Source organism: Nocardia sp. NPDC004711 (assembly GCF_053601595.1).
The window spans coordinates 82,912-106,847 of the sequence record NZ_JBSGCB010000031.1; the positions used below are offsets into that span (position 1 = coordinate 82,912).

The window sequence follows — 23,936 nt, forward strand, 5'->3', positions numbered from 1 at the left end:
CACCGTGGGCTCGGGTGGGGGAGCGGCGGATCGGCCGGTTCCGGCCGCCGGCGATAGCTACGACGCGGACGATTACGACACCGAATCCGCTGCGGCAGCGGACAACAGCGCCGAATCCGCGGGCGAGAGCGCGGCGGCCCGGCGGGCCCGGCTGCGCCGTGGGCGGGTTCGCCGCGAATCGCGGATCGTGACGGCGTGGCAGTCGCGCTGGGTGCGGTGGGGCGCCCCGGCCGGCGTCGTGGTGCTGATCGCGTTCGGACTGGTCGCCTGGTTCACGCCGCTGCTGTCGGTGCGTACGGTGCAGGTGTCAGGGCTGAGTGCCGTTCCGGAACAACAGGTTCAGGACGCGCTGGAAGTACCGGACGGTCTGTCCATGATGCGGCTGGACACCAATGCCATGGCCGAACGGGTATCGCACCTGCCCAAGGTCCATTCCGTGCGCGTGCAGCGGGTGTTCCCGTCCACCGTCCGGGTGACGGTCGTGGAGCGCACCCCGGTGCTGTACTTCGACAGTCCCGACGGCGCCCATCTGCTCGATTGCGACAGCGTGGAATTCGCGATCGAGCCGCCGGGACCGGGGATACCCAAACTGGTGACCGATCATCCGGGCGGATCGGACCCGGTGACCAAGGCCGCGGTGGCCGTCATGGCCGCGATTCCTGTTCCGCTGCGCGACGAGGTCGGCGTGGGAGCGGTTGTGGCCCGCTCGGTTTCGGATATTGCCCTGGAGTTGCGTGACGGCCGCACCGTGCTCTGGGGCGGAACCGCGGACTCCGCGCGCAAGGCCGCGGTGGTCGGACCCCTGCTTTCCCAGCCGGGCAAGGTATTCGATGTTTCGAGTCCGAATCTGGTCACGGTAAAGTAAGCGATACCCATTGGGCTGCCGAAATTTTCGGTGGTTTGCCGGAAGGGCACCGTCGGTTCTGATCCAGGACCGGAGGGCAACCGTCCACGATACGATGCTCGGGTGGGTCGGACGAGTCGAATCACGCAAGATTCTGATGCTCGGTTCGGCGCGCCTGCGCCCGTAACGCGGTGGCTGCGAATACCGTTCGGCACCAGTCGGATACTTGACATAACGCTGAACCTATGGTTGAGGGTTTATCGGACCGAGACCATAGTGCCGGTATTTTGCGAGTAGCCGAAGACGACAAGCTGTTTCAGATCGAAGGAAGGCGAGAGCCCATGACGCCCCCGCACAACTACCTTGCTGTGATCAAGGTCGTCGGTATCGGCGGCGGCGGCGTGAACGCCGTCAACCGGATGATCGAACAGGGACTCAAGGGAGTCGAGTTCATCGCCGTCAACACCGACGCGCAGGCGTTGTTGATGTCGGATGCGGACGTGAAGCTCGATGTCGGCCGGGAACTCACCCGCGGTCTGGGCGCCGGCGCCGATCCGGAGGTGGGCCGCAAGGCCGCCGAGGATCACAAGGACGAGATCGAGGAAGTCCTCAAGGGCGCCGACATGGTCTTCGTGACCGCCGGCGAGGGTGGCGGCACCGGCACCGGCGGCGCGCCGGTCGTGGCCTCCATCGCGCGCAAGCTCGGCGCGCTCACCATCGGTGTTGTGACGCGGCCGTTCTCGTTCGAGGGCAAGCGCCGCAGCAACCAGGCCGAGGCCGGCATCCAGGCGCTGCGCGAGTCCTGCGACACCCTCATCGTCATTCCGAACGACCGGCTGCTGCAGCTCGGCGACGCGGCCGTGAGCCTGATGGACGCCTTCCGCTCCGCGGACGAGGTGCTGCTCAACGGTGTTCAGGGCATCACCGACCTGATCACCACCCCGGGTCTGATCAATGTCGACTTCGCCGACGTCAAGTCGGTCATGTCCGGTGCAGGCTCGGCCCTCATGGGCATCGGCTCGGCCCGCGGCGAGGGCCGGTCGGTGAAGGCCGCTGAGGCAGCGATCAATTCGCCGCTGCTGGAGGCCTCCATGGACGGCGCGCACGGCGTGCTGCTGTCCATCGCGGGCGGCTCCGACCTCGGCCTGTTCGAGATCAACGAGGCCGCCTCGCTGGTGCAGGAGGCCGCGCACATCGAGGCCAACATCATCTTCGGTACGGTCATCGACGATTCCCTCGGCGATGAGGTCCGCGTCACCGTGATCGCCGCCGGCTTCGACGGCAGCGGCCCCTCGCGGCGTATCGAGCCCGCGGTCAGCCGGTTCACCAATACCAGCGGCACCGCGAGCGCCAGCGCCGGAAGCGTGGGTCGCTCACACGAATACACCTCGGCCCGCACCTCCGAGCCCGCTCCCGCCCCGCGCCCCGAGCCCGCGCCGGCCCCGCCGCCGCAGCCGGTCGCCGAGCGCGGCCCGGCCCCGTCCTACAGCGCGCCCCGGCCGGCCGTCGACCCGACGGTCGCGAGCAACACTCGCGGCCACATCCAGCCCCCGGACGCCGATGACGACGACGTCGACGTCCCCTCCTTCATGCGCCGCTGACGTTGCGCCCCTGACGGATTCATCCATCGCGCCCGCTCCGGCTCCGGAGCGGGCGCGATGTCGTTCCCGGGCGCTGTTGTCGTTCGGAGCGTGGTGGTGAGTTCGGGGTTGCCCGCCGGTGACTACTACCCTCGAAGGCATGACAGCAGCGGCACGGGTATTTCGGACCAGACGGGTTGTGACGACGCGGGCGGGCGGGTTCTCGGCCGCGCCGTACGACTCGTTCAACCTGGGCGATCACGTGGGTGATGATCCGGAGGCGGTGCGGCGCAATCGGGTTCGGCTCGCGGAGAACCTCGGGCTCGCGCCGGACCACCTGGTGTGGATGGAGCAGATCCACGGGCGGAACGTAGAGATCGTGGACGGGCCGCGAACCGAGCCGGTGCCCGCCACCGATGCGCTGGTGACCACCCGGCGCGATCTCGCGCTGGTGGTGCTGACCGCCGACTGCGTGCCGATCCTGCTGTCCGACGACGAGGCCGGCGTCATCGCCGCCGTCCACGCGGGGCGGATCGGGGCCCGGATCGGGATCGTGCCTAGAGTGCTGGCGGCCATGATGTCGCTGGGCGCGCAGCCCGAGCGCATCGGCGCGTTCCTCGGCCCGGCGGCCAGCGGTCGCCAGTACGAGGTGCCCGCCGCCATGCGCGCCGACGTCGAGGCGCATCTGCCCGGCAGCGCGACCACCACGGCCAAGGGCACGCCCGGCCTGGATCTGCGCGCGGGCATCCGCCGGCAACTGGAGGCGGCCGGCGTGGGCGCGGTCGCGGTGGATCCGCGGTGCACCATCGAGGACCGGACGCTGTTCTCGCACCGCCGCGACGCGCCGACCGGGCGACTCGCCGGTGTGATTTGGATGTCATCCGAGGGAGTTTCAGAATGACCGAAAGCTTCACCGCCGCAGAGGGATCCGATGCGGCGCAGGTCACGTCGGGCGGTGGTCGCGCCGGCGAGCTCGCCACCGCCCTGTCGGCACTCATCGAGCGAATCGACGCAGCGTGCGCGGCCGCGGGCCGGGCGCCGGGTTCGGTGCGCCTGCTACCGGTCACCAAGTTCTTCCCCGCCTCGGATATCGAGATCCTCTATGGATTGGGCTGCCGCGAGTTCGGAGAGTCCCGTGAGCAGGAGGCGGCGGGCAAGGTGGCGCAGCTGCGACACCTGTCCCAGATACGCTGGGACTTCATCGGACGGCTGCAGCGGAACAAGGCGAAATCCGTTGCACGCTGGGCCGATACGGTCTACTCGGTGGACAGCGACCGGCTCGCGAGCGCTCTCGACGCCGCCGCGGAGGCCGCACTGGACGACGGATCCCGCACCACCCCATTGCGCGTGCTGCTCCAGGTGTCCCTGGACGCGGACCCGTCCCGCGGCGGCGCCCGCGACGCGGCCCTGCACGCGCTCGCCGATCAGGTCGCCGCGTCGCGATCCCTGCAGCTCGCGGGCCTGATGGCCATCCCGCCACTGGACGTGGAACCGGATGCCGCTTTCGAGCAACTGGCCCGCATCCACGCCGCATTAACAACTGTCCACCCCGATGCGAAAGAACTGTCGGCGGGCATGTCCGGCGACTTGGAGTCGGCCATCCGCCATGGATCCACCTGCGTGCGTGTCGGTACAGCCCTGATGGGCACGCGACCGATAACCTCGGCGTAGCAAAGAAACCTCACCAGTCACATTCGAAACATATGCTTGGTGACAGACGAGGACTGAGCAGGACAACACCCCAGGCCAACCGGGGCCGAAGGAAGGTCGACCAGATGAGCACGCTGCACAAGTTCAAGGCGTACTTCGGGATGGTTCCGCTCGAGGATTACGAAGACGATTACGTCGACGACCGCGGAGCCGCCCGGAGCGCCGATGAGCGTGGCCAGCGTCGTCCCCGGCCCTACGCCGAACGCGAGCGTGACTACGACCGATACGGCGAGGACCGCTACGACGACGAGCCCGCCTACGAGCCGTCCTACAAGGCGCCCTACAAGCCCGGGTACAGCGCGTCCCGCCGGGACGACTACGCCGACGATCACCGCGAGCGCGACCACCGCGACCGCTACGACGCCGACGACCGTTACGACGCGCCCCGTCGTCCCACCCGCATCGACACCGCCCCGTCCAGCCGCACCCGTGCCATGGGCGGCAGCGCGCCCTCGGTGCGCGGCAGCACCCGCGGCGCGCTCGCGATGGATACCGACGCGGAGCGGCGCATCGAGGAGCTGCGGGAGCAGGAGCGCCGGATCGAGGCGGCCCGCCGTCCCCAGATCTTCGAGGACGGAGGCACCTTGTCCAAGATCACCACGCTGCGCCCGCGCACCTACGCGGAGGCCGCCATCATCGGTGAGCGCTTCCGCGACGGCACCCCGGTGATCATGGACCTGGTCGAGATGAGCAACTCCGACGCCCGCCGCCTGGTGGACTTCGCCGCGGGCCTGGCCTTCGCGCTGCGTGGTTCATTCGACAAGGTCGCCACCAAGGTGTTCCTGCTCTCACCGGCGGACGTGGACGTCTCCGCCGAGGAGCGCCGCCGGATCGCGGAAAACGGCTTCTACAACCAGAAGTGACGAGCTGCCGCGGCCGCGAGTACGCGGAGGCGGCAGCCGGGGTTCGACCGTTGCGCCAAAACTGAACGGCGGCAACGAATTGCGTTCGTCAACGGGGGTTGCGAAATAGTCGCGGGGGATTCGTGGGGGAGTCTTGCGCCCGAGTTGTCGGGTATCGCACGCTCATTCAGATGGGCATGTCATGAATCACATGCCTGGACTCGGGCTCTGCATGTGTCCCTTGTCGCGGTCCCACTCGAAGTTCGCGGCCCGCCTCGGCCTGGACTGCGCTCCGCCTCGCCGCGCTTGGAGCGGAGGAGCGAAGCGGGGGAGCGTAGGAGGGAAGGCCGAGGTAACAGGGCCGCGAACCCGCCCGGAGCGAGGCGGAGGGCAATCGGACACAGAGGGAAGGCCGAGGTAACAGGGCCGCGAACCCGCCCGGAGCGAAGCGCAGGGCAACCGGGCCCAGTGTTTCTATTTTGCCGATCATGGAATCTAGGGCACAGTGGTGCGGTGGCCCTGTTCCAGGTGTTGAACCTACTGCTGTTCCTCTTCTGGCTGCTGCTGATCAGCCGAGTCATCGTCGAGTTCATCCGCAGCTTCGCGCGAGACTGGCGGCCGACGGGCTTCGTGGTGATCATCCTGGAGGTGATCTTCACGGTCACCGACCCTCCGGTGAAACTTCTGAGGCGTTTGATACCCCCAGTGAATCTTGGGGGAATTCGGCTCGATCTGTCCATTATGGTCCTGCTTTTCATCGTGTTCATCTTGATGACGATCACGGGCCAGGCAGGGCAGTCGATAGCTCAGGTGTGACAGAATGGCCGGAAAGAAAGCTTGCCCAGATCTACCGCTAGATCTCCATACGAAGCGTGAAGGGATCGTTCCATGCCGCTGACCCCCGCCGATGTTCATAACGTCGCGTTCAGCAAACCGCCGATCGGGAAGCGCGGCTACAACGAGGATGAAGTCGATGCCTTCCTCGACCTGGTCGAGCAGGAGCTCTCACGCCTCATCGAGGAGAACGCTGATCTTCGCCAGCGAGTTGCCGAGTTGGATGCGGAACTGGCTGACGCCAAGAAGAATCGGGGCCCCGCGGTTCAGCCGGTGAAGGCGCCCGTCGCGCCGGAGCCCATCAAGGCCGCTCCGCCGCCGCCCCCGGCCCCCATGCCGGCTCCGGTCCCGGTGGCCGCCGTCAAGCAGGAGGCGCCCTCCGCGGACGCGAATCTGCAGGCCGCCAAGGTGCTTTCGCTGGCCCAGGAGATGGCCGACCGCCTCACCTCCGATGCCAAGACCGAGGCCGAGCAGCTGCTGGCCAACGCCCGGGCCAACTCGGAGCGCCTGGTCAGCGACGCGCGTACGCGTTCCGAGGCGATGATCGCCGATGCCCGTCAGAAGGCCGAGGCCATGCTGTCCGACGCGCAGACCCGCTCGGATTCCCAGCTGCGCCAGGCGAAGGAGAAGGCCGACGCCCTGCAGGCCGACGCCGAGCGCAAGCACACCGAGATCATGGCCACCATCACCCAGCAGCGCAGCGTGCTGGAGAGCCGGATCGAGCAGCTCAAGACCTTCGAGCGCGAATACCGTGTGCGCCTGAAGTCCTACCTGGAATCGCAGCTGGAGGAGCTGGAGAACCGTGGTTCGGCGGTCCCGGTCGACGGCGGCGAGTTCGGTCAGGATGCGTCCGGCAACGGCGCACTTCTCAAGGGCAGCAAGTAAAGTCGTAGATACGGCCAGCGATGCCAGGTCGCGCGGGACGAACTCCCGGGTGGCGCGGTATCGCCGCCAACCTTTCGAGTCCTCCGATAGCCATCGCTATCGAAGCCCAACGAGGGGGTGGTGCACTTGCTCGTGGTGACGCTCGCGCTCGCAGCCGTGGGTTTCGGCCTGCTGGTGACCGCACTGACCACCGGTTCGGTGATCTGGGCATGGGGCTGCATCATCGTGTGCGTGATAGGCGCGGTGCTGCTGCTCGTCAGTGCGTTGTCGCTGCGGACCGATGACGAGGACACCTCGTCACGGCCGGGCGGAAGACATGCGAAGCATTAGTGGGGCGGGTCCGCGGAATATCCGCTGGACCGGCCCCGCTAGACTGTAGAGAGCTATACGGCGTTGATCCGGCCATCACCGGGGAGCTTTCGGAAGAACGGCGGGCGTCTGCGTTCAGCAGTGAACGACAGGGCCTCGCTCACTAGAACCGAACGGGTGAGCCCGTCACAGCTCACAACGAGAGGCTCGGTCCTGCAAGGGTTTTCGTGATCCTGGGCCGGGCAAGCGGGGTGGTACCGCGGTTACGGCGCACCGAGCGCCGGCATCGTCCCCGTGCCCACAGTGCTGGCACGAGGAGCTGAGAGGCCGCGATGGCGGACGAGACCACCACCCGAAGCGCATATCCGCGCGTTGACCTGAGCCGGACGTCCGGTCAGGTGTCGTTCCCCGAGCTGGAGCAGCGGGTCCTGGACTACTGGGCCGCCGACGACACCTTCCGTGCCAGCATCGAGAACCGTTCCGATGCAGAGGAATTCGTCTTCTACGACGGCCCGCCCTTCGCCAATGGGTTGCCGCACTACGGCCATCTGCTCACCGGATACGTCAAGGATTTGATCCCGCGATTCCAAACCATGCGCGGGAAGAAGGTCGAACGACGATTCGGTTGGGATACTCACGGCCTCCCCGCGGAAATCGAAGCGGAGAAGCAGCTCGGTATCACGGACAAATCACAGATCGATGCCATGGGTCTCGCGGAATTCAATGCCGCGTGCAAATCCTCGGTACTTCGCTACACGAACGAGTGGCGTAACTATGTGACACGCCAGGCCCGGTGGGTCGACTTCGACAACGACTACAAAACCCTCGACCTCGACTTCATGGAATCGGTCATGTGGGCGTTCAAGTCGCTGTACGACAAGGGCCTGATCTATCAGGGCTTCCGGGTGCTGCCCTACAGCTGGTACGAGCAGACCCCGCTGTCCAATCAGGAGGCGCGGCTCGACGACTCCTACCGGATGCGCCAGGATCCGGCGGTCACCGTCGACATGGTGCTGCGGGTCCCCGCCGAGCACCCGCTGCACGCGCTGGACGGCGCCAACGCCCTCATCTGGACCACCACGCCGTGGACGCTGCCGTCCAACCTGGCGATCGCGGTGCACCCCGACATCACCTACGCCCACGTCCAGGGCAAGGACGGCAAGCGGTATGTGCTTGCCGCCGAGCGGGTCTCGCACTACGCGCGCGAGCTGGGCGAGGAACCGACTGTGCTGTCCGAGTATTCGGGCGCGGCGCTGGAGGGCCTGCACTACCTGCCGCCCTTCGACTTCTTCCTCGGCCACCCCAACGCGCACCGGGTGCTCAACGCCGACTACGTGACCACCGACTCCGGTACCGGCGTGGTGCATCTGGCGCCCGCGTTCGGTGAGGAGGACATGGATGTGGCCTCCGCCAATGGAATCGAGGTCGTACAGCCCCTCGACCCGGGCGGCAAGTTCACCTCCATGGTGCCGCCCTACGAGGGCCTCATGGTCTTCGACGCCAACCCGGTCATCATCAAGGACCTCAAGGCCGCCGGAAAGCTGTTGCGGCACGAGACCATCGAGCACTCCTACCCGCACAGCTGGCGCTCGGGTCAGCCGCTGATCTACATGGCGGTGCCGTCCTGGTTCGTGGCGGTCACCACCTTCCGCGACCGCATGGTGGAGCTCAACAAGGAGATCACCTGGGTTCCCGAGCACATCCGCGACGGCCAGTTCGGCAAGTGGCTGCAGAACGCGCACGACTGGAACATCAGCCGCAACCGCTACTGGGGTGCGCCCATCCCGGTGTGGATCTCCGACGACCCGGCCTACCCGCGCGTGGACGTCTACGGCTCGCTGGATCAGCTGGAGCAGGACTTCGGCGTGCGGCCGAGCGATCTGCACCGGCCCGGCATCGATGAGCTGGTGCGCCCGAATCCCGATGACCCGACCGGGAAGTCGATGATGCGGCGCACGCCCGAGGTGCTGGACTGCTGGTTCGAGTCCGGCTCCATGCCGTACGCGCAGGTGCACTACCCGTTCGAGAACAAGGAATGGTTCGAGGGCACCCCCGACGCTGCCGCGCACAGCCCGGGCGACTTCATCGTCGAGTACAACGGCCAGACCCGTGGGTGGTTCTACAACCTGCACATCCTCTCGACCGCGCTGTTCGATCGCCCGGCCTTCAAATCGGTGGTGGCGCACGGCATCGTGCTCGGCGACGACGGCCTCAAGATGTCCAAGTCCAAGGGCAACTACCCGGACGTCAACGAGGTCTTCGACCGCGACGGCTCCGATGCCATGCGCTGGTTCCTCATGGCGTCCCCGGTGCTGCGCGGCGGCAACCTCATCGTCACCGAGCGCGGCATCCGCGAGGGTGTCGGCCAGGCCCTGCGCCCGCTCTGGAACGCGTGGACCTTCCTGCAGCTCTACGCCTCCAAGCCGGGTACCTGGCGCACGGACTCGCCGAACGTCCTGGACCGCTACATCCTGGCCAAGCTGGCGCAGACCCGCGACGTCATGACCGACGCCCTCGAGATCTACGACATCGCGACGGCCTGCGACGAGCTGCGCACCTTCGCCGACGCGCTCACCAACTGGTATGTGCGCCGGTCGCGTTCGCGCTTCTGGGAAGAGGACCGCGACGCCATCGACACCCTGCACACGGTGCTCGAGGTGACCACCCGGCTGGCGGCCCCGCTGCTGCCGCTGCTGACCGAGGTGATCTGGCGCGGCCTCACCGGCGAGCGCTCGGTGCACCTGGCCGACTGGCCGAGCGACACCGACCTGCCGCACGATGCCGAACTGGTCTCGGCCATGGACGAGGTCCGCACGGTCTGCTCCACGGTGCTGAGCCTGCGCAAGGCCCAGAACCTGCGCGTGCGCCTGCCGCTCTCGGAGGTCACCGTGGCCGCCGCCGACGCGGAACGCCTGCGGCCCTTCGTGGATCTGATCGCCGACGAGGTGAACGTCAAGAAGGTCGACCTCACCACCGATGTGGCCGCGCACGGCCGTTTCGAGCTCGTGGTGAACGCCCGCGCCGCCGGACCGCGCCTGGGCAAGGCGGTCCAGACGGTCATCAAGGCCGTCAAGGCGGGGGAGTGGAGCGAGGCCGCCGACGGCACCGTGTCCGCCGCCGGCATCGCCCTGCTGCCCGAGGAGTACACCCAGCGCCTGGTCGCCGCCGAACCCGAATCCACCGCCGCCCTGCCCGGCAATATCGGTCTGGTGGTGCTGAATTCGGCGGTCACCGAGGAGCTGGAGGCCGAGGGCTGGGCCCGCGACCTCATCCGTGACCTGCAGGAGACCCGCAAGTCCCTGGGCTTGGACGTCTCCGACCGCATCACGGTCGTGCTCGACGTCCCGGCCGAGCGCCTGGGCTGGGCGGAGACCCACCGCGAGCTGATCGCGGGCGAAATCCTCGCCACCACACTGTCTCTCGGTGAGGTGGGTGCCGATGCCCCCGAGGTCGTCGGCGGCGTGAAGGTCTCGATCGTCAAGGCGTAGCCGAAGAGACAAGGGGCGGAACCGAACCCGGTTCCGCCCCTTCCCTTTTGCGTCAGGAGCGGGGACGGAGTCCGTCGAGGATGGGGTCCACCAGTTCCGGGGCGTCGAGGACGTCGCCGACGCCGAGCAGGAACCGCAGGTAGACCGGGCCGTAGAGCATATTGGTCATGGCGAGCACTGACAGATCGTCACGGATCTGCCCGGCGCGGATGGCGGATTCGAGCCGGAGCCCACCCTTCCGGGCCCGGGGTTCGACGAAGGTCTCACGGACCATCTGCATGAGCTTCGGGTCGTTCTGGGCCTCGGCGATGACGCCGCGGTAGACGCAGCCGACATCGCCGGCCAGCATTCGGGCGAGGCCGCCGATCTGCGCCTTCAGATCGGCGGCGATGTCACCGGTGTCGGGAAAGTCGGTGGCCGAACCGATCTGGTCATTGATGGCCTCGAGGGCGATCGCGCCCTTGGAGGGCCACCAGCGGTAGATGGTCTGCTTGCCGACGCCGGCTTCGGCGGCAATGGCCTCGATGGTGAGTTTGCCGTAGCCATTGCGCACGGCGAGTTCGAAGGTCGCGTCGAGGATCGCCTGGTGGGACTTGGCGCTGCGCAGTTCGGGATTGGGCGGCTGGGGCATGGCTCCATCATACCGCCGAACGAGACGGAACGTCTCGTCTTGACAGGTGTCGCGGCGGGGGCTAACTTACCCATGAGACGAGACGGACCGTCTCGCCGATAATCGGGAACACGGTCGCTAGGAGCGCATAATGACCACCCTCACCACCACCCCCGCCACTGTCGCTGCCGCGAATGCCGCTGCGCCCATGGTGGTTCCGTCAGTGCATCGGCGCGCCCTCATCACCTGGCTGGCCGTGTATCCGACCATCACCATCGCTCTGGCCCTGCTCGGCCCCGAGATGGCGAGCCTGCCGGTGTTCGTGCGGACCCTTGTCCTGACCGCGATCGTGGTGCCCACTTCGGCCTACGTCCTGATCCCGATGCTGCTGAAGGCCAACCACCACCTGACCCAGCGGCTGCACCGCTGACCGCTGGCGAACGCCGCATCATCGGCCTTCGGCAAACTTTGAGCGCCTTCCCGAAGTTCGGGCGGGCGCTCTCGGCTTTTCGGGGTCAAATAGCTTGAACAGGCATTTTTCGAGGTTAGCGACGGAGGTTCGAGACACGCCGAGCCGGGTTCTCTTGTGACGTATGTTGCGCGTGCGCTAGAACAGCTATCAGTTAGTTAATTTTTCTTGCTCGAGATGTTGCTGCGGTATCGCCGATGAAGGAGCACGCATATGGCTCGAAGGCAGGTTCACCGTTTCGCATCATTCGTCACCACGGCCTCGGCGCTGGTGCTGAGCGCCGCGCTCTGGGCGGGCCTGGCGCACGCGGATACCGGCTCGGCGTCGGGGTCCGCCTCGGGCAGCGCCAGCGGGTCGGCCTCGGGCAGCGCCAGTGGTTCGGCGCAACTGCCGGTGGCCAGTCCGCGGGCCATGCTCGCGCTCGCGCTCGCGACCACCCAGACCGGCAAGCCCTATCGCTGGGGCGGCACCGGCCCGGACGCCTGGGACTGCTCGGGCCTGGTGCAGTGGGCCTTTCGCAGCGTCGGCATCGATATGCCGCGTACCACCTGGCAGCAGGCCGACGCCGGACTCGAGGTGCCCGTCGGCGCTATTGAGGTCGGTGACGTCGTCGTCCTCAACGACGACGCCTCCCACGTAGGCATCTACGCGGGAGGCGGCAATGTGCTGAACGCGTACGACTGGGGTGTGCCCGTCGGCCTGACTCCGCTGAGCCAGTTCGACATCTACACCATTCGCCGCTTCTACTGAATCGTCTTACTCGACAACCAGTTCCACGGGGATGTTGCCGCGGGTGGCCTTGGAGTAGGGGCACACCTGGTGGGCGGCCTCGACCAGCTCGCGGCCCTTGTCGTTCTGCAGCTCCTCCGGCAGCTCGACGTGCAGCACGACGGAGATACCGAAACCGGTCTCCTCGTCCTTGTTCAGGCTGACGTCGGCGGTCACCGAGGTGTCGCCCAGCGCGATGCCCTGGTTGCGGGCGACCGCCTGCAGCGCGCCGGCGAAGCAGGCCGAGTAACCCACCGCGAACAGCTGCTCCGGGTTGGTGCCGTCACCGCTGCCGCCGACCTCCTTGGGCTGGGCCAGCTTCAGGTCGAGGTAACCGTCGGAGCTGACCGAGCGGCCCTCGCGGCCGACGGAGGTAGCGGACGAGGTGAAGAGCTTAGCCATTTCGAATCTCCCTAGACAGACTTGTCTGTTCAGACCTGACCCAGAGTAGACAGACCTGTCTGCTATCGTCAATACCGAAGCCCGATGAGGGGAAGGAGTGCAGGTCAGCCATGAGCGAAGCCCGTGATCGCCTGCTGGACACCGCGACCCGGCTGTTCTACGCCGAGGGCATCCACACCGTCGGCATCGACCGCATCATCGCCGAGGCGGGCATCGCGAAAGCCACCTTCTACCGGCACTTCAAGACCAAGGAAGACCTGGTCGTCGCCTACCTGGTGCGCGAATACGGCCGTCAGCGCGAGGTATTGGAGGCCATCCCCGGCGCCGGCGCCGACTCCATCGTCGGCATCTTCGAGCGGCTGGGCGAGCTCAGCTGCGGACCGGGCTTCCGGGGCTGCCCGTTTCTCAATGCGGCCGTGGAGTTCCCGAATCCGGAGCATGCCGTGCGCAAGGTCGTCGACGACTATCGCGGCTGGTTCCGGGATCTGATGGCCGACCGGTTGCGCGCTGCGGGGCGCACCGACATCGACGATGCCGCCCGGGCGCTGCTGCTGACCCGCGACGGCGTGGCCGTCAGCGGGGGCATGGGAGACAACGAGACGGTCCGGGTGGGCATCCGGACCGCCTTGTCGCAGTTGGGTATTCGGTAGGCCGGCCTCAGACGCCGACCGCCTCCTCCATCTCCTCCTCGGCCGCCACCGCGGTCTCGGCGGACGGGGCCTGCCCGACGGGCTCGGGGGCGGCGTGGCGCGGCGCGGATTGCGCTGCGGCCTGCCGCTTTTCGGTCAGGCCCGCCACGATCATGAGCAGCATGCCCGCCACGAACCAGAGCGCCAGGCTCGCCATCCGGCCACCCAGTCCGGTGCTGTCGAAGTAGAGCAGGCTGCGTGCGCCCTCGACGAAGCCCGCGCCGTTCCAGAAGTGGTGCAGCGTGCCGAAGAAGTCGTTCTGCAGCCACGGGCTGTAGACGCCGCCGGAGCTGGTGAAGTTCAGCATGACGAACAGCACCATCAGGGCCAGTGTGGTCCAGCGCTTCAGGAAGGTGTGCAGGCCGATGCCGATGGTCAGGATGCCCGCGGAGTACAGCCACGACATGCCCCAGATCGCGCCCAGGTCGTGGTCGACCACGTGGAAGACCGGGCCGGCGAGGGCCAGGCCGATCAGGCTCACCAGCAGCGAGGTGACCAGGCCGATCGCGCCGCGCAGCCACATGGGCAGGCCCGCGCCCGCCGCGCCGATGGCGGCGACGCTGCCGTAGGAGCCGATGCTCAGGGCGACCAGCAGGAAGAAGATGCCCTGCGCGGTGGGGTCGCCGGAGCTGGGGGTGGTGACGTCGGTGACGGTCAGCGGCGCGTTCTGCAGTCCGGCGACCTGGCCGAAGACGGCCTCGGCGGCCATGGCGGTGGTGTCGGATCCGGCCTTGGCGACCAGTAGTTCGGGCTTCTCGGTGTCGGGGACGTACGCGCCGGCCAGGTCGCGGTGGCGCAGCTGGCTCACCGCGTCGTCGCGGGTGGGCACGGTGATCACGTCGAGGGCATTGCCGCCCTTGTCCTTCAGGGTCTGCGCGAGCACCTTGACCTGCGGGCTGTCGCCGACGATGGCCACCGCCAGGTGGTTGGGCTCGGGCTGATGGAACGCGCCCAGGTACGCGAGCCCCATGCCGAGGCACATGAGCAGCGGGGTGAGCAGGTGCACGGCGACATGCCGGATCTGATGCGGGGCCATGGGTTCATCTCCAATAGTTGGTAAATACAACCAATCGAGGTTGTAGTCTACAACTATGAAGAGTGCTGACGCATTCCCCGGCCGATCCGCTGCGATCGAGGTCATACAGCGCGAGCTCACCGCCTTCGCCCGGCGCGCCCGCGGGCGCGCCGCCGAACTGCATCCGGAGCTGTCGCTGGTGGCCTCCAGCATTCTCGACCTGGTGATCGAGCGGAACGGGTGCCTGGCCTCGGATCTGGCCGGGCACTTCCACCTCGACAAGTCCACGGTCAGCCGCCAGGTGGCCGCGCTGGAACGCGACGGCTACCTGGCCCGCGAGGTCGACCCGGCCAACCGCCGCAACCTGGTGCTGCACGCCACCGCCGAGGGCAGACGGGTGGCCCGCGCCGCGGCGCGCAACCGCAGCGCCGCGTTCACCGAACGCTTCGCCGACTGGGACGACGCGGATGTCGAACGGCTCGCGGCCTATCTCGTGCGCTACAACGCCGCCGACGAGGGCTAGCGGCTTCGCCGGACAGACACCGAGGGCCGGAACCGGCCGCGGCTCAATCCGTTTCGGGCAGCTCCAGGCCCTCGGCCAGCACCGGCCACGAGGCGCGCAGCGCGTCCTGCCAGTAGCCCCACGAGTGCGTGCCCGGCTTGGCGATATCGAAGGTCGCGGGAATGTTCAACTGGTGCAGGCGGGTTTTGAGATTGCGGGCGCACCAGTCGCTGGCCGCCTCCAGGATGCCGCCGACCAGGATCTGTTGCGGCAGACCGCCGTCCGCCGGACCGAGGCTGCGCACATCGGCCACATTGTCGTGGCGGCCGGGCAGGCCGGAGCCGTTGGAGACATAGATCCCCAGGCCGCGCAGCGCCTCGGCGTGCACGTAGGGGTCGTTGGCGGCCCACTCCGGATCGTCCATCGGCCCGTACATGTTCACCGGATTGCCGCCGCCGATGGAGACCACCAGGTCGGTGAACTTCTGGCCGACCGGATCACTGATCTGGGCGCACCCGCTGTAGGCGGCGACGGCCCGGTACAGGCCGGGCGCGGCGATCGGAAGCTGCAGTACCGAGGTGCCCGACATGGACATGCCCGCGATGGCGTGAATCCCATTGGTGGCCAGGGCCGCGTCGACCAGCGGGGGTAGCTCCTCGGTGAGGAAGGTCTTCCACATGGGCTGGCCCAGCCGGGGATCGGGGCTGCGCCAATCGGTGTAGTAGGTGAACGCGCCGCCGATCGGCATCACCACGTTCACGTTCTTGTCCATGAAGAACTGGGTGGAATCGGTATTGCGCTTCCAGGTCGCCGTGTCCTGGCCGCCGCCCGCACCATTGAGCAGATACAGCACCGGGCGCGGCTCGGAGGTGTCGGCGGGACGCTGTACCTCGACCGTGATATCGGAGTTCATGGCCGCCGAGTGCACGTGCAGCGTCAGGTTGCGGGAGTCGTGCACCTCGAAGGAGGTGATGGCGGAGCCGTCGTCGGACACCGCGGTGCCCGCCAGGCTCGCCGTGCTGGTTATCGGGTCGGGTGGGGCGCCGAAGGCCGGACCAGCGGGTACGACCATGGTGAACGTAGTGACAAGAGAACAACTTGCCGCCGCGAGCAGTGCCGCCCGGGTGCCCAATCCGCCTAGCAAAACCGACCTTCGATCCAGAGGGGTATCCCGACCCATCGGCATGATCGTCGAAACATGCCCCCATGTTTCGGGTTTCGACAAATTCGGTCTGGCGTGGTCGGGCGCACGGCACCTGTGCGCCGAACCTGGCGGCCTGTGGGGCGGCGGCGGACTACTCGCCGACGAGCTGCCGCAACAGCGGACCGTACTCCGGATGCGCCAGCGCCGAAGCGAATTGCGCGGTCAGATAGTCGGCCGGGTTGCCGGTGTCGTACCAGCGCCCGCGGATCACCTGGCCGTACACCGGATTCTCGGCGGCGAAGATATTGATGGCATCGGTCAGATACACCTCGCCGGTGCGGTGGGTGTACCAGTTGTCGACCTGCTTGCGCAGTTCGTCGATGATGCCCGGGGTGACCACGTAGCCGCCGATGGCGGCGAAGGAGGACGGGGCGTCTTCCGGCTTGGGCTTCTCCTTCAGGCCGCTGATCCGCATCAGACCCTCGCCGACCGTCTCCTCGACCACCGGGACGCCGTAGCGCTGCGACTCGGACGGATCCATCGGCATGAGCGCCAGCACCGGCGCGTTGGTCTTCTCGTAGGCGTCGATGAGCTGCTGGGCGCGCGGCACCTCGGCGACGAAGACGTCGTCGGGCCACAGCACCAGCATGGGCTCGTTGCCCAGGTGGCGGGCCGCGTTCAGCACCGGGGTGCCGTTGCCGTAGGGGCCGTGCTGGTCCAGGTAGGTGATGTGGCCCTGCCGGCTCAGCTCACCGACCTCTTCGACCGCGTCGGCGAAGGCGGTCTTGCCGTCGGCGCGCAGCTGGGCGACCAGGGCGGGGTTGGGGCGGAAGTGATCCTGGATCAACGACTTTCCGCCGCTGACCACGATGGTGATGTCGGTGATGCCGGAGGCCACGAGCTCGCGGACGGTGTGTTCGATGACGGGCTTGTCACCCACCGCGAGCATTTCCTTCGGGATCGCCTTGGTCAGCGGCAGCAGGCGCGAGCCGATACCCGCTGCGGGAATCACGGCCTTGCGAATCGTCATGGACGAATCATCACACATCCGGCGGGTCGTACCTGTCGGTAGTCGCTTGTAGATTTCCCGGTGTGAACACGTCTGCCGACCCCGCGAACCGGGACATCATGCCTGGTGAAGTCGGTTGCGCAGGGCCGGAGGGCAGGGGCGGCGGGCCCGCCGGGGCGGGCGCGGACACACAGCAAATCGACAGCGGGTCCCGAGGTGCGGGACAGCGGCGGTGGGTGCTCCATATAGATATGGACGCGTTCTTCGCCTCGGTCGAGCAACTGACCCGCCCGACCCTGCGCGGGCGGCCGGTGCTCGTGGGCGGCATGGGCGGGCGCGGCGTGGTGGCGGGCGCCAGCTACGAGGCGCGGGTGTTCGGAGCGCGCTCGGCCATGCCCATGCATCAGGCGCGGCGGCTGGTCGGCGGGGCCGCGGTGGTGATCCCGCCGCGCGGGGCGGTGTACGGCGAACTCAGCGGGCAGGTCTTCGACACCCTGCGGACCCGGATCCCCGTGCTGGAGACGCTGTCGTTCGACGAGGCGTTCGGGGAACCCGCGGAACTGTCCGGAGCCACTCCGGCGCGGGTGCTCGAATTCTGCGAGGAGCTGCGGTCGGCGGTGCGGGAACGCACCGGGCTGGTGGCCTCGGTCGGGGCGGGCAGCGGCAAGCAGCTCGCCAAGATCGCTTCCGGGCTGGCCAAACCCGATGGGGTGCGGGTGATTCCGGCGGCCGAGCAGGACGGGTTCCTGTCCGCGCTGCCGGTGCGCAAGCTGTGGGGGATCGGGCCGGTGGCCGAAAGCCGGTTGCGCTCACTGGGAATCGAGACCGTGGGGGCGCTGGCGGCGCTGCCGGAATCGGAGGCGTCCTCGATTCTCGGCGGCAGCATCGGGGTGGCGCTGCACCGGCTGGCCCGCGGTATCGACGACCGGCCGGTGGCCGAGCGCGCGGAGGCCAAGCAGATCAGCGCCGAAACCACCTATGAGACCGATATTCTCACCCTCGCCCAGCTGCGCCCGGCCATCGACGCCATGGCCGCCTCCGCCCATCGGCGGCTCACCACCGACGGCCGCGCGGCGCGCACCGTGGTGCTCAAGCTCAAGAAGACCGACATGAGCATCGTGACCCGCTCCTCCACGCTGCCCTACGCCACCGAGGATCTCGCCACCCTCACCGCCGCCGCGCAGCGGTCCGCCCTGGACCCGGCCGAGATCGGGCCGATTCGCCTGGTGGGAGTGGGTTTCGCCGGACTCTCGGAGATCCGGCAGGAATCGCTGTTCCCCGAGTTGGATCAGACGGTCGACACCGATGGCGCGGTCTCCGAGGAACCCACCTTCGCGGTGCCCGAGGGCCCGGATCCGGTGGTGCCGCCCGCGACTCGCTCCTTCGCCGTCGGAACCTGGTACCCGGGACTCGATGTCGAACACCCCGAATTCGGGCACGGCTGGGTACAGGGCGCGGGCCACGGGGTCGTGACCATCCGGTTCGAAACCCGGTCCACAGGGCCGGGTCCTGCCCGCACATTCCCCGCCGACGACCCCGACCTCACCCGTGCCGACCCACTGGGCAGCCTGCGCTGAGCCGGTTCCGGCGCCATCCGGGGTACGGGAGCCGGCCCGTCTTCCTTACCTTTCGGGGCTTGTCCCACCGCTAAGGCCCGAATGCGTGAATTATGAGGATTCAGCCTGAAAATGCCGCGCCGTCCGGCGCGAAGGCGGCTTCTGAGACGCCGCGTTGGTAGTGTCGCGTGTCGTGCAGCGCCGCCGGTCGGGTGTAGCTGGCACGTTGTCGAACGGACCTACTCGAACGCAAAGGACGAGCAGTTGAAGCTTCAGAAGACTGGACGCATCGCGGTCGCCGCACTGGCTGTCGTGACCGTACTCGGGCTGTCGGCGTGTGGGAGCGGTGACAAGAAGGAGAGCAAGCCCGCCAAGGTCACCACCTCCAAGACCACCGCGGCACAGACGAACTACCCGCCGGCCCCGACCGCGGCGGACCTGAACACCGAACTGCAGAAGGCACTGGACCCGAGCATCCCCGACTCGGAGAAGCTCGACATGTTGCAGGGCGTCTCGGCCGACCCGAGCCTGCCCACCCGGCTGGCGGAGGCCTACAAGCAGAACAACGCCACCATCACCGTCACCAATGTGACCGATCTCGGCAACGGCACCATCACCGCCGACGCCCAGGTCGCGATCAACGGCGGCGCGCCGCAGCAGGCCGTCGTGCCCTTCGTGGCCGAGGACGGCAAGTGGAAGGTCCAGAAGGAATGGATCTGCAACGCACTCTCGCTGGCCAACCAGACCTCTCCGGCCTGCAGCTAGTCCCGTGTGACCGGTCCGGCATCGAACGGCGGATGCCGGACCGGGTTTTGCCTGTCCCGCACGGAGTTTCGTCAAGAAGACCGCGAAACCTGTCAGGGCGGCGTTAATTCGGGGTCGCCGGCCTGTTGCGCGACCCGCACCCGTTGCCATCGTTGATCTTCCGTCCATCGGCGAAAGGGCAACAGTGGCAACGAAAGTCGGCGTTACTCCTGGTCAGTTGCGTAGTGCCGCAGGGCAGATGCAGGATCTCGAAAGCCGCGTCAACGGCATTCTCGCCACCCTGGAACAGGCGCTGTCCGCCAAGGGCGCGGCGTGGGGCGACGACAGCTACGGCAGCACCTTCGCCGACGGCGGACAGGGGTACGCCGCGGCCCACGCCAATCTGCGGGACGGACTCCGCGATATGGCAACGACCCTGGGGTCGTACGCGTCCGGGCAGAACGAGGCCGCGGACACTCTCGAGCGGATGGACCACGGCAACGCTGTCCACTACCGGTAGACCGGCCGCCATTGTCCATCGATATTCCGGGCGAACTGCAGTGGCTGGGCTGGGTCGCCGGTTCGGCCTGGCCGCAGGGCGACGAAGACGCGATGTGGGACATCGCCTCCGAGTGGAGCACCGCCGCGCGCCAATTGCGTGACCTGATACCCGAACTGGAGGCCGCCAAGAAGGCCACCATCGCGGCCTACCCGTGGGGCGACGGTGTCGAGGCCATGGTCACGGCCCTGAACAACCTCGATTCGGGCCCGCAGTCCTTCCAGGCGCTGGCCGACATCCTCGATCAGGTGTCCGAGGCGGCCGACGGCCTCGGCACCGAGATCGAGTACACGAAGATCATGATCCTCTCCTCTCTCGGCATGCTCGCCGTGGAGATCGCACTGGCGTGGTGCTTCCCGCCCACCGCGCCCGCCGAGGAGGCCGCGGCCACCCTGATCACGCGCACCGCCGTGCGGCTGCTGGGCGAGCGCGCGGTCTCCGCCATCGCCCGCTACGCGGAGAAACTGGGCGTCGCCGCACTGGCCCGCTTCCTTGCGAAACATGTCGTCATCAGCACCGCTCTGGGCGCTGGTCAGGACGTCGCCATCCAGGGTCTCCAGATCGCCGAGGGCCACCGCAAGGGCATGGACTGGGAACGGGTCGGCATGACCGCCCTCACGGCGGCCGCAGCGGGCGCGGCCGGCGGACCCGCCGGTGAGATCTTCGGCAAGGCCGCCACCCGGCTCCCGTTCGCGGGCAATCCCTTCGGCGATGCGGTTCGCGGCGCTCTCGTCGGCACCGGCGCGGGCATCGCCGGAGCCTTCGCCTCGTGGGGCGTGGGCGGCCTCCCCACCCTCATTACCGAGGGCACAACGGACGGCTGGACCTGGGACCCCCGGCTGCTCACCAGCGCCACCTCCTACGGCGTCCTGACCGGCGCCACCAAGGGCTTCCGCCTGCCGACCGGTGGCGGCGTCCACCCGGGTTCCTTCGAGGCACCCCCCGGCGCGCGCATGAACATGCCTACCGGGGGCGACGGCAGCGCCCCGGCAGCCCACCCGGAACCGGCGACGACCTCCCACCCGACGGCCACGCCCGATCCGTCGGGCGCACCCGCGGGGACCCCGCACCCCCAATCCACGGCCACGGGCCTTTTCACCGGCGACCCCGGCGCGCAAACCCACACGTCCGCAACCAGTTCCACCACGGAATCGCCCCGACCCCTCACCAATCTGTTCGGCGGCCCCGGCACCCGCACCGAACCCTCGTCCGCTCCGGACTCGGGTACGCACGGAACCAGTTCGCGTGCCGCCGAGCCGGGTTCGCGCGGCGGCACCTCGCCCGCCTCGGAGTCCAGCATTCGCGGGACAACCCCCACCGGCGAGTCCGGCCCGCGCACCAGCACTTCACCCACGGCCGAGTCCAATTCGCGTCCTGGCGGTTCGACTGCGCCCGAGCCCAACTCGCGTGCCGGGAATCCAGCCGCGTCGGAGCCCAACTCGCGTGCCGGGAATTCGGCCGCGTCGGAGCCGAACCCGCGTGCCGGAAGCCCTTCGGGCGGCGATACGACCGGGCGTGGCGCGAATCCCGCGACCAGCGAACCTGGTTCGCGCGCGGGCTCTCCCTCGGCGACCGAACCCGGAACCCGGGCGGGTACCGATCCCGCCAACCCGTCGCGCCCGGCAACCGGCGGGCCTGCCGCCGAGTCGCGCACGGGCGCGCCGGCCCGTGGCGATGGCTCCGCACCGGTCCCGACTCGGTCCGAACCGGTGGCCGTGCACGAGTCCGGGACCGAGCCGAAGGGCGGGTCCGCAACGGAAACCCGGCCCGGGTCCGGCGGCACGGGTGGGCCGGAACCGCGCCCGCACGAAAGGGATCCGGTCTCGGGCGGCGAGCCCGAGCCGCAGCCGCAATCCAGTCGTGGACCGGAATCGACGCCGGAGTCTGGGGAGAACGCAGGCCCGGAGCCGCAGCCCGGGCGGCCGCGCACGGCCGCTGAAGCGCTGGATTCGGCTCGCGCACTGCTGCGTTCGCTGGGCATCGATCCGGAAGGAATGAGCCCGGAGCACATGGGCCGGGCCGGTATGGACGCGGTCATGCGCCGCACGGCCGAGCTGTCGGATGCGCAGGCCCGCCTCGACGAGGCGAACCTGCGCCCGGACAAGTACTTCGAGGAGCGCGAAGGCATCCAGCAGCGCATGCGCGATCTGGGAGACATCCGCAGGCAACTACGCGCCGACCTCGACGACTACCGTCGAGCCGGCCAGGCCGAAAACCCTGCCACCCCAACCCGTCCCGCTCCGGATCCCCGCTCGGCCACCGAGCCTCGGCAGACTCGCGCGCCGGAAGCCGGGCCCGAGCCCACGCCCGAAGCCGAGCCGGGACAGCAACCTGAGCCGAGGTCTGGCATGAAGCCGGAACCCGAATCTGGCGCGAAGCCGGAGTCCGACGGGTCGGCCGGGCCTGAGCCGAAGACCGCATCCGAGCCGGCGCTGGAATCGCTTCAGGAACAGGTGCGTTCGCTCGGCGTGGACCCCCACGGGTTGAGCTCGGAGCAGCTGCGGCGGGCCGGGCTGGAGGCCGTTGTGCGCCGGCTGTCGGAGTTGGATGGCGATTACGGGCGGCTCATCGACGACTTCGGGCAGTTCGCCGAGAAATTCGGAGGTGAGGTCGGCGACGGCCCAACGCATGCGGCACCCGAGTCGAAGCCGTCCGGCGACACCGAGCCGGGCCCGGCCCAACCCCCGCACGGCGGGGAATCCGCCCCTGCGAAACAGCCCGCCGAAGGCGGAAACTCCGAATCCCCGCGACCTGGCGAAGCCCGGGACCCGCGCTTGGCATGGCGCTTACCGGCCGAAGATGCGGGCCCGGCTCCGGAGTCCGGCAGTCTTGTGCGGGGTCAGGATCCGAGACTGGCATGGAGGTTGCCTGAGGAAGGTGAGGGTTCGACGCCGGAGCCGCAGCGGCAAAGGGGGGTTGAGGACCCCAGGTTGACTTGGCGTTTGCCGGTGGAGGGTGAGGGTTCGGCTCCTGAATCGGGCGGTCCTGTGCGGGGTCAGGATCCGAGACTGACATGGGGGTTGCCTGAGGAAGGTGAGGGTTCGACGCCGGAGCCGCAGCGGCAAAGGGGGGTTGAGGACCCCAGGTTGACTTGGCGTTTGCCGGTGGAGGGTGAGGGTTCGGCTCCTGAATCGGGCGGTCCTGTGCGGGGTCAGGATCCGAGACTGGCATGGGGGTTGCCTGAGGAAGGTGAGGGTTCGACGCCGGAGTCGGGTGCTCATGCCCCGGGGCAGGATCCGCGGTTGACGTGGCGGGTGCCGCCGGGAAGTGAGGATCCGACGGTTGAGCTGCAGCGGCCGCCTCACGACGACGATGTGCCGGATACGACGTCGCTGATTCCTTATACGCCTCGGTACTTCTCGATCCCGCCGATTCCGGAGTACACAGCGCCCGCACCTCCGCCCGAGAGCGTGTGGGAACCCGAGCAACCGCCGAAGCCGGCCCCGCCGCCGCACCCCGGGCCCGATCCGAAGCCAGTGCATCCCCACCCGCCAACCCCGGCCCCGCCGCACCCGCCACGTAGGCCGAGACATGGAGACAGCCATGAGCAGGGGTAAGGGCATGGCCACGGACCTGGATGCCCATAGGCCGAGAGCAGCGGGCATGGACACAACCCCGGGCGTGGGCAAGGACACGGACACGATCTCGCCAAGGCAAGGGCCCTGGTCACGGTGGTGGCCCAGGACACAGCCGTAAGCCACGGCGGGGCCAGGGGGTGGGCCAGAGGGGGAGTCATGGGCCGGTTGTGGTCATGGTCAATAGGCCCGGGAGCCGAGCGCAAGGTCACGATCGCGCCCTCGGGCCTCGACTTGGGCCCCGGGCACCGGACTGTGTCTCGGCTCCGGGGGCCGGACTGTGCCTCGGATACGGGCTATGCCTCGGCTCCGGCCCGGACGGGGCCCCAGCTCTGTTCTGGTGGACGGCAGCGGCTCGGTGTGGATCCTGGGTAGGTGGTCGTGCCGGGACTGTGGGCGGAG

22 protein-coding genes are annotated in these 23,936 nt (G+C 68.4%); 17 read left to right on the forward strand and 5 right to left on the reverse strand.

Annotated elements, in window-relative coordinates:
* Positions 1 to 4 precede the first annotated feature (4 nt).
* From ACWEKS_RS29170 to ileS, 9 genes are all read left to right on the forward strand, one after another.
* Positions 5 to 865, forward strand: a complete 861-nt coding sequence (locus tag ACWEKS_RS29170) for a cell division protein FtsQ/DivIB (RefSeq protein WP_452343037.1) — start codon at positions 5 to 7, stop codon at positions 863 to 865.
* Between the two features lie 320 nt (positions 866 to 1,185).
* Positions 1,186 to 2,445, forward strand: a complete 1,260-nt coding sequence (ftsZ, locus tag ACWEKS_RS29175; RefSeq protein WP_354843015.1) for a cell division protein FtsZ — start codon at positions 1,186 to 1,188, stop codon at positions 2,443 to 2,445.
* 139 nt (positions 2,446 to 2,584) lie between these two features.
* Positions 2,585 to 3,325, forward strand: coding sequence for a peptidoglycan editing factor PgeF (gene pgeF, locus ACWEKS_RS29180; RefSeq protein WP_452343038.1), 741 nt, complete (start codon positions 2,585 to 2,587; stop codon positions 3,323 to 3,325).
* Positions 3,322 to 4,095: a YggS family pyridoxal phosphate-dependent enzyme gene (locus ACWEKS_RS29185; protein WP_452343039.1), complete on the forward strand. Its 774-nt coding sequence runs from the start codon at positions 3,322 to 3,324 to the stop codon at positions 4,093 to 4,095. The genes pgeF and ACWEKS_RS29185 overlap by 4 nt, the downstream gene beginning before the upstream one ends.
* Positions 4,096 to 4,199: 104 nt before the next feature.
* Positions 4,200 to 4,997, forward strand: coding sequence for a cell division protein SepF (gene sepF, locus ACWEKS_RS29190; RefSeq protein WP_452343040.1), 798 nt, complete (start codon positions 4,200 to 4,202; stop codon positions 4,995 to 4,997).
* A gap of 492 nt (positions 4,998 to 5,489) precedes the next feature.
* On the forward strand, positions 5,490 to 5,792 hold the full coding sequence (locus ACWEKS_RS29195; protein ID WP_040856625.1) for a YggT family protein: 303 nt from the start codon (positions 5,490 to 5,492) through the stop codon (positions 5,790 to 5,792).
* A 72-nt stretch (positions 5,793 to 5,864) separates the two neighbouring features.
* A complete protein-coding gene (gene wag31, locus ACWEKS_RS29200) occupies positions 5,865 to 6,695 on the forward strand; it encodes a DivIVA-like cell division protein Wag31 (RefSeq protein ID WP_354843003.1) in 831 nt (276 codons plus the stop codon).
* 126 nt (positions 6,696 to 6,821) lie between these two features.
* Positions 6,822 to 7,025: a hypothetical protein gene (locus ACWEKS_RS29205; RefSeq protein ID WP_354843223.1), complete on the forward strand. Its 204-nt coding sequence runs from the start codon at positions 6,822 to 6,824 to the stop codon at positions 7,023 to 7,025.
* A gap of 311 nt (positions 7,026 to 7,336) precedes the next feature.
* Complete coding sequence (gene ileS, locus ACWEKS_RS29210) at positions 7,337 to 10,492, forward strand: isoleucine--tRNA ligase (RefSeq protein WP_452343041.1); 3,156 nt, start codon at positions 7,337 to 7,339, stop codon at positions 10,490 to 10,492.
* A 52-nt stretch (positions 10,493 to 10,544) separates the two neighbouring features.
* On the opposite strand, the gene ACWEKS_RS29215 is transcribed toward ileS, so the two are convergent.
* Positions 10,545 to 11,123, reverse strand: coding sequence for a TetR/AcrR family transcriptional regulator (locus ACWEKS_RS29215; protein ID WP_452343042.1), 579 nt, complete (start codon positions 11,121 to 11,123; stop codon positions 10,545 to 10,547).
* 130 nt (positions 11,124 to 11,253) lie between these two features.
* Here ACWEKS_RS29215 and ACWEKS_RS29220 point away from each other — a divergent pair, with 130 nt between their 5' ends.
* Positions 11,254 to 11,532 (forward strand): hypothetical protein, encoded by a 279-nt coding sequence (locus tag ACWEKS_RS29220; protein ID WP_452343043.1) that lies wholly within the window; start codon positions 11,254 to 11,256, stop codon positions 11,530 to 11,532.
* Between the two features lie 252 nt (positions 11,533 to 11,784).
* Complete coding sequence (locus ACWEKS_RS29225) at positions 11,785 to 12,321, forward strand: NlpC/P60 family protein (RefSeq protein WP_452343044.1); 537 nt, start codon at positions 11,785 to 11,787, stop codon at positions 12,319 to 12,321.
* A 6-nt stretch (positions 12,322 to 12,327) separates the two neighbouring features.
* Here ACWEKS_RS29225 and ACWEKS_RS29230 read toward each other — a convergent pair whose 3' ends face one another.
* A complete protein-coding gene (locus ACWEKS_RS29230; RefSeq protein WP_452343045.1) occupies positions 12,328 to 12,741 on the reverse strand; it encodes an organic hydroperoxide resistance protein in 414 nt (137 codons plus the stop codon).
* Between the two features lie 110 nt (positions 12,742 to 12,851).
* Here ACWEKS_RS29230 and ACWEKS_RS29235 point away from each other — a divergent pair, with 110 nt between their 5' ends.
* Positions 12,852 to 13,391 carry a TetR/AcrR family transcriptional regulator gene (locus tag ACWEKS_RS29235; protein ID WP_379401661.1) on the forward strand — a complete coding sequence of 180 codons (540 nt, stop codon included), beginning with the start codon at positions 12,852 to 12,854 and terminating at the stop codon, positions 13,389 to 13,391.
* A gap of 7 nt (positions 13,392 to 13,398) precedes the next feature.
* Here the strand turns inward: ACWEKS_RS29235 and ACWEKS_RS29240 are convergent, their stop codons facing one another.
* Complete coding sequence (locus ACWEKS_RS29240; protein WP_452343046.1) at positions 13,399 to 14,466, reverse strand: hypothetical protein; 1,068 nt, start codon at positions 14,464 to 14,466, stop codon at positions 13,399 to 13,401.
* Positions 14,467 to 14,521: 55 nt separating this feature from the next.
* Between ACWEKS_RS29240 and ACWEKS_RS29245 the strand changes: the two genes are divergently transcribed.
* Positions 14,522 to 14,968, forward strand: a complete 447-nt coding sequence (locus ACWEKS_RS29245; protein WP_452343047.1) for a MarR family winged helix-turn-helix transcriptional regulator — start codon at positions 14,522 to 14,524, stop codon at positions 14,966 to 14,968.
* A 43-nt stretch (positions 14,969 to 15,011) separates the two neighbouring features.
* On the opposite strand, the gene ACWEKS_RS29250 is transcribed toward ACWEKS_RS29245, so the two are convergent.
* Positions 15,012 to 16,127, reverse strand: a complete 1,116-nt coding sequence (locus tag ACWEKS_RS29250) for an alpha/beta hydrolase (RefSeq protein ID WP_452343048.1) — start codon at positions 16,125 to 16,127, stop codon at positions 15,012 to 15,014.
* Positions 16,128 to 16,242: 115 nt separating this feature from the next.
* Entirely contained in the window at positions 16,243 to 17,121 is an 879-nt protein-coding gene (locus ACWEKS_RS29255) for a UTP--glucose-1-phosphate uridylyltransferase (RefSeq protein WP_452343049.1), read from the reverse strand.
* Positions 17,122 to 17,351: 230 nt separating this feature from the next.
* Here ACWEKS_RS29255 and ACWEKS_RS29260 point away from each other — a divergent pair, with 230 nt between their 5' ends.
* The 4 genes from ACWEKS_RS29260 to ACWEKS_RS29275 all read left to right on the forward strand — a co-directional run bounded on the left by ACWEKS_RS29260 (position 17,352) and on the right by ACWEKS_RS29275 (position 23,516).
* Complete coding sequence (locus tag ACWEKS_RS29260; RefSeq protein WP_452343050.1) at positions 17,352 to 18,677, forward strand: DNA polymerase IV; 1,326 nt, start codon at positions 17,352 to 17,354, stop codon at positions 18,675 to 18,677.
* 243 nt (positions 18,678 to 18,920) lie between these two features.
* Positions 18,921 to 19,421 carry a hypothetical protein gene (locus ACWEKS_RS29265; protein ID WP_379388871.1) on the forward strand — a complete coding sequence of 167 codons (501 nt, stop codon included), beginning with the start codon at positions 18,921 to 18,923 and terminating at the stop codon, positions 19,419 to 19,421.
* A gap of 184 nt (positions 19,422 to 19,605) precedes the next feature.
* Positions 19,606 to 19,920, forward strand: a complete 315-nt coding sequence (locus ACWEKS_RS29270; protein WP_452343051.1) for a WXG100 family type VII secretion target — start codon at positions 19,606 to 19,608, stop codon at positions 19,918 to 19,920.
* 11 nt (positions 19,921 to 19,931) lie between these two features.
* Positions 19,932 to 23,516, forward strand: a complete 3,585-nt coding sequence (locus tag ACWEKS_RS29275; RefSeq protein ID WP_452343052.1) for a WXG100-like domain-containing protein — start codon at positions 19,932 to 19,934, stop codon at positions 23,514 to 23,516.
* The last annotated feature ends 420 nt before the right edge of the window (positions 23,517 to 23,936 follow it).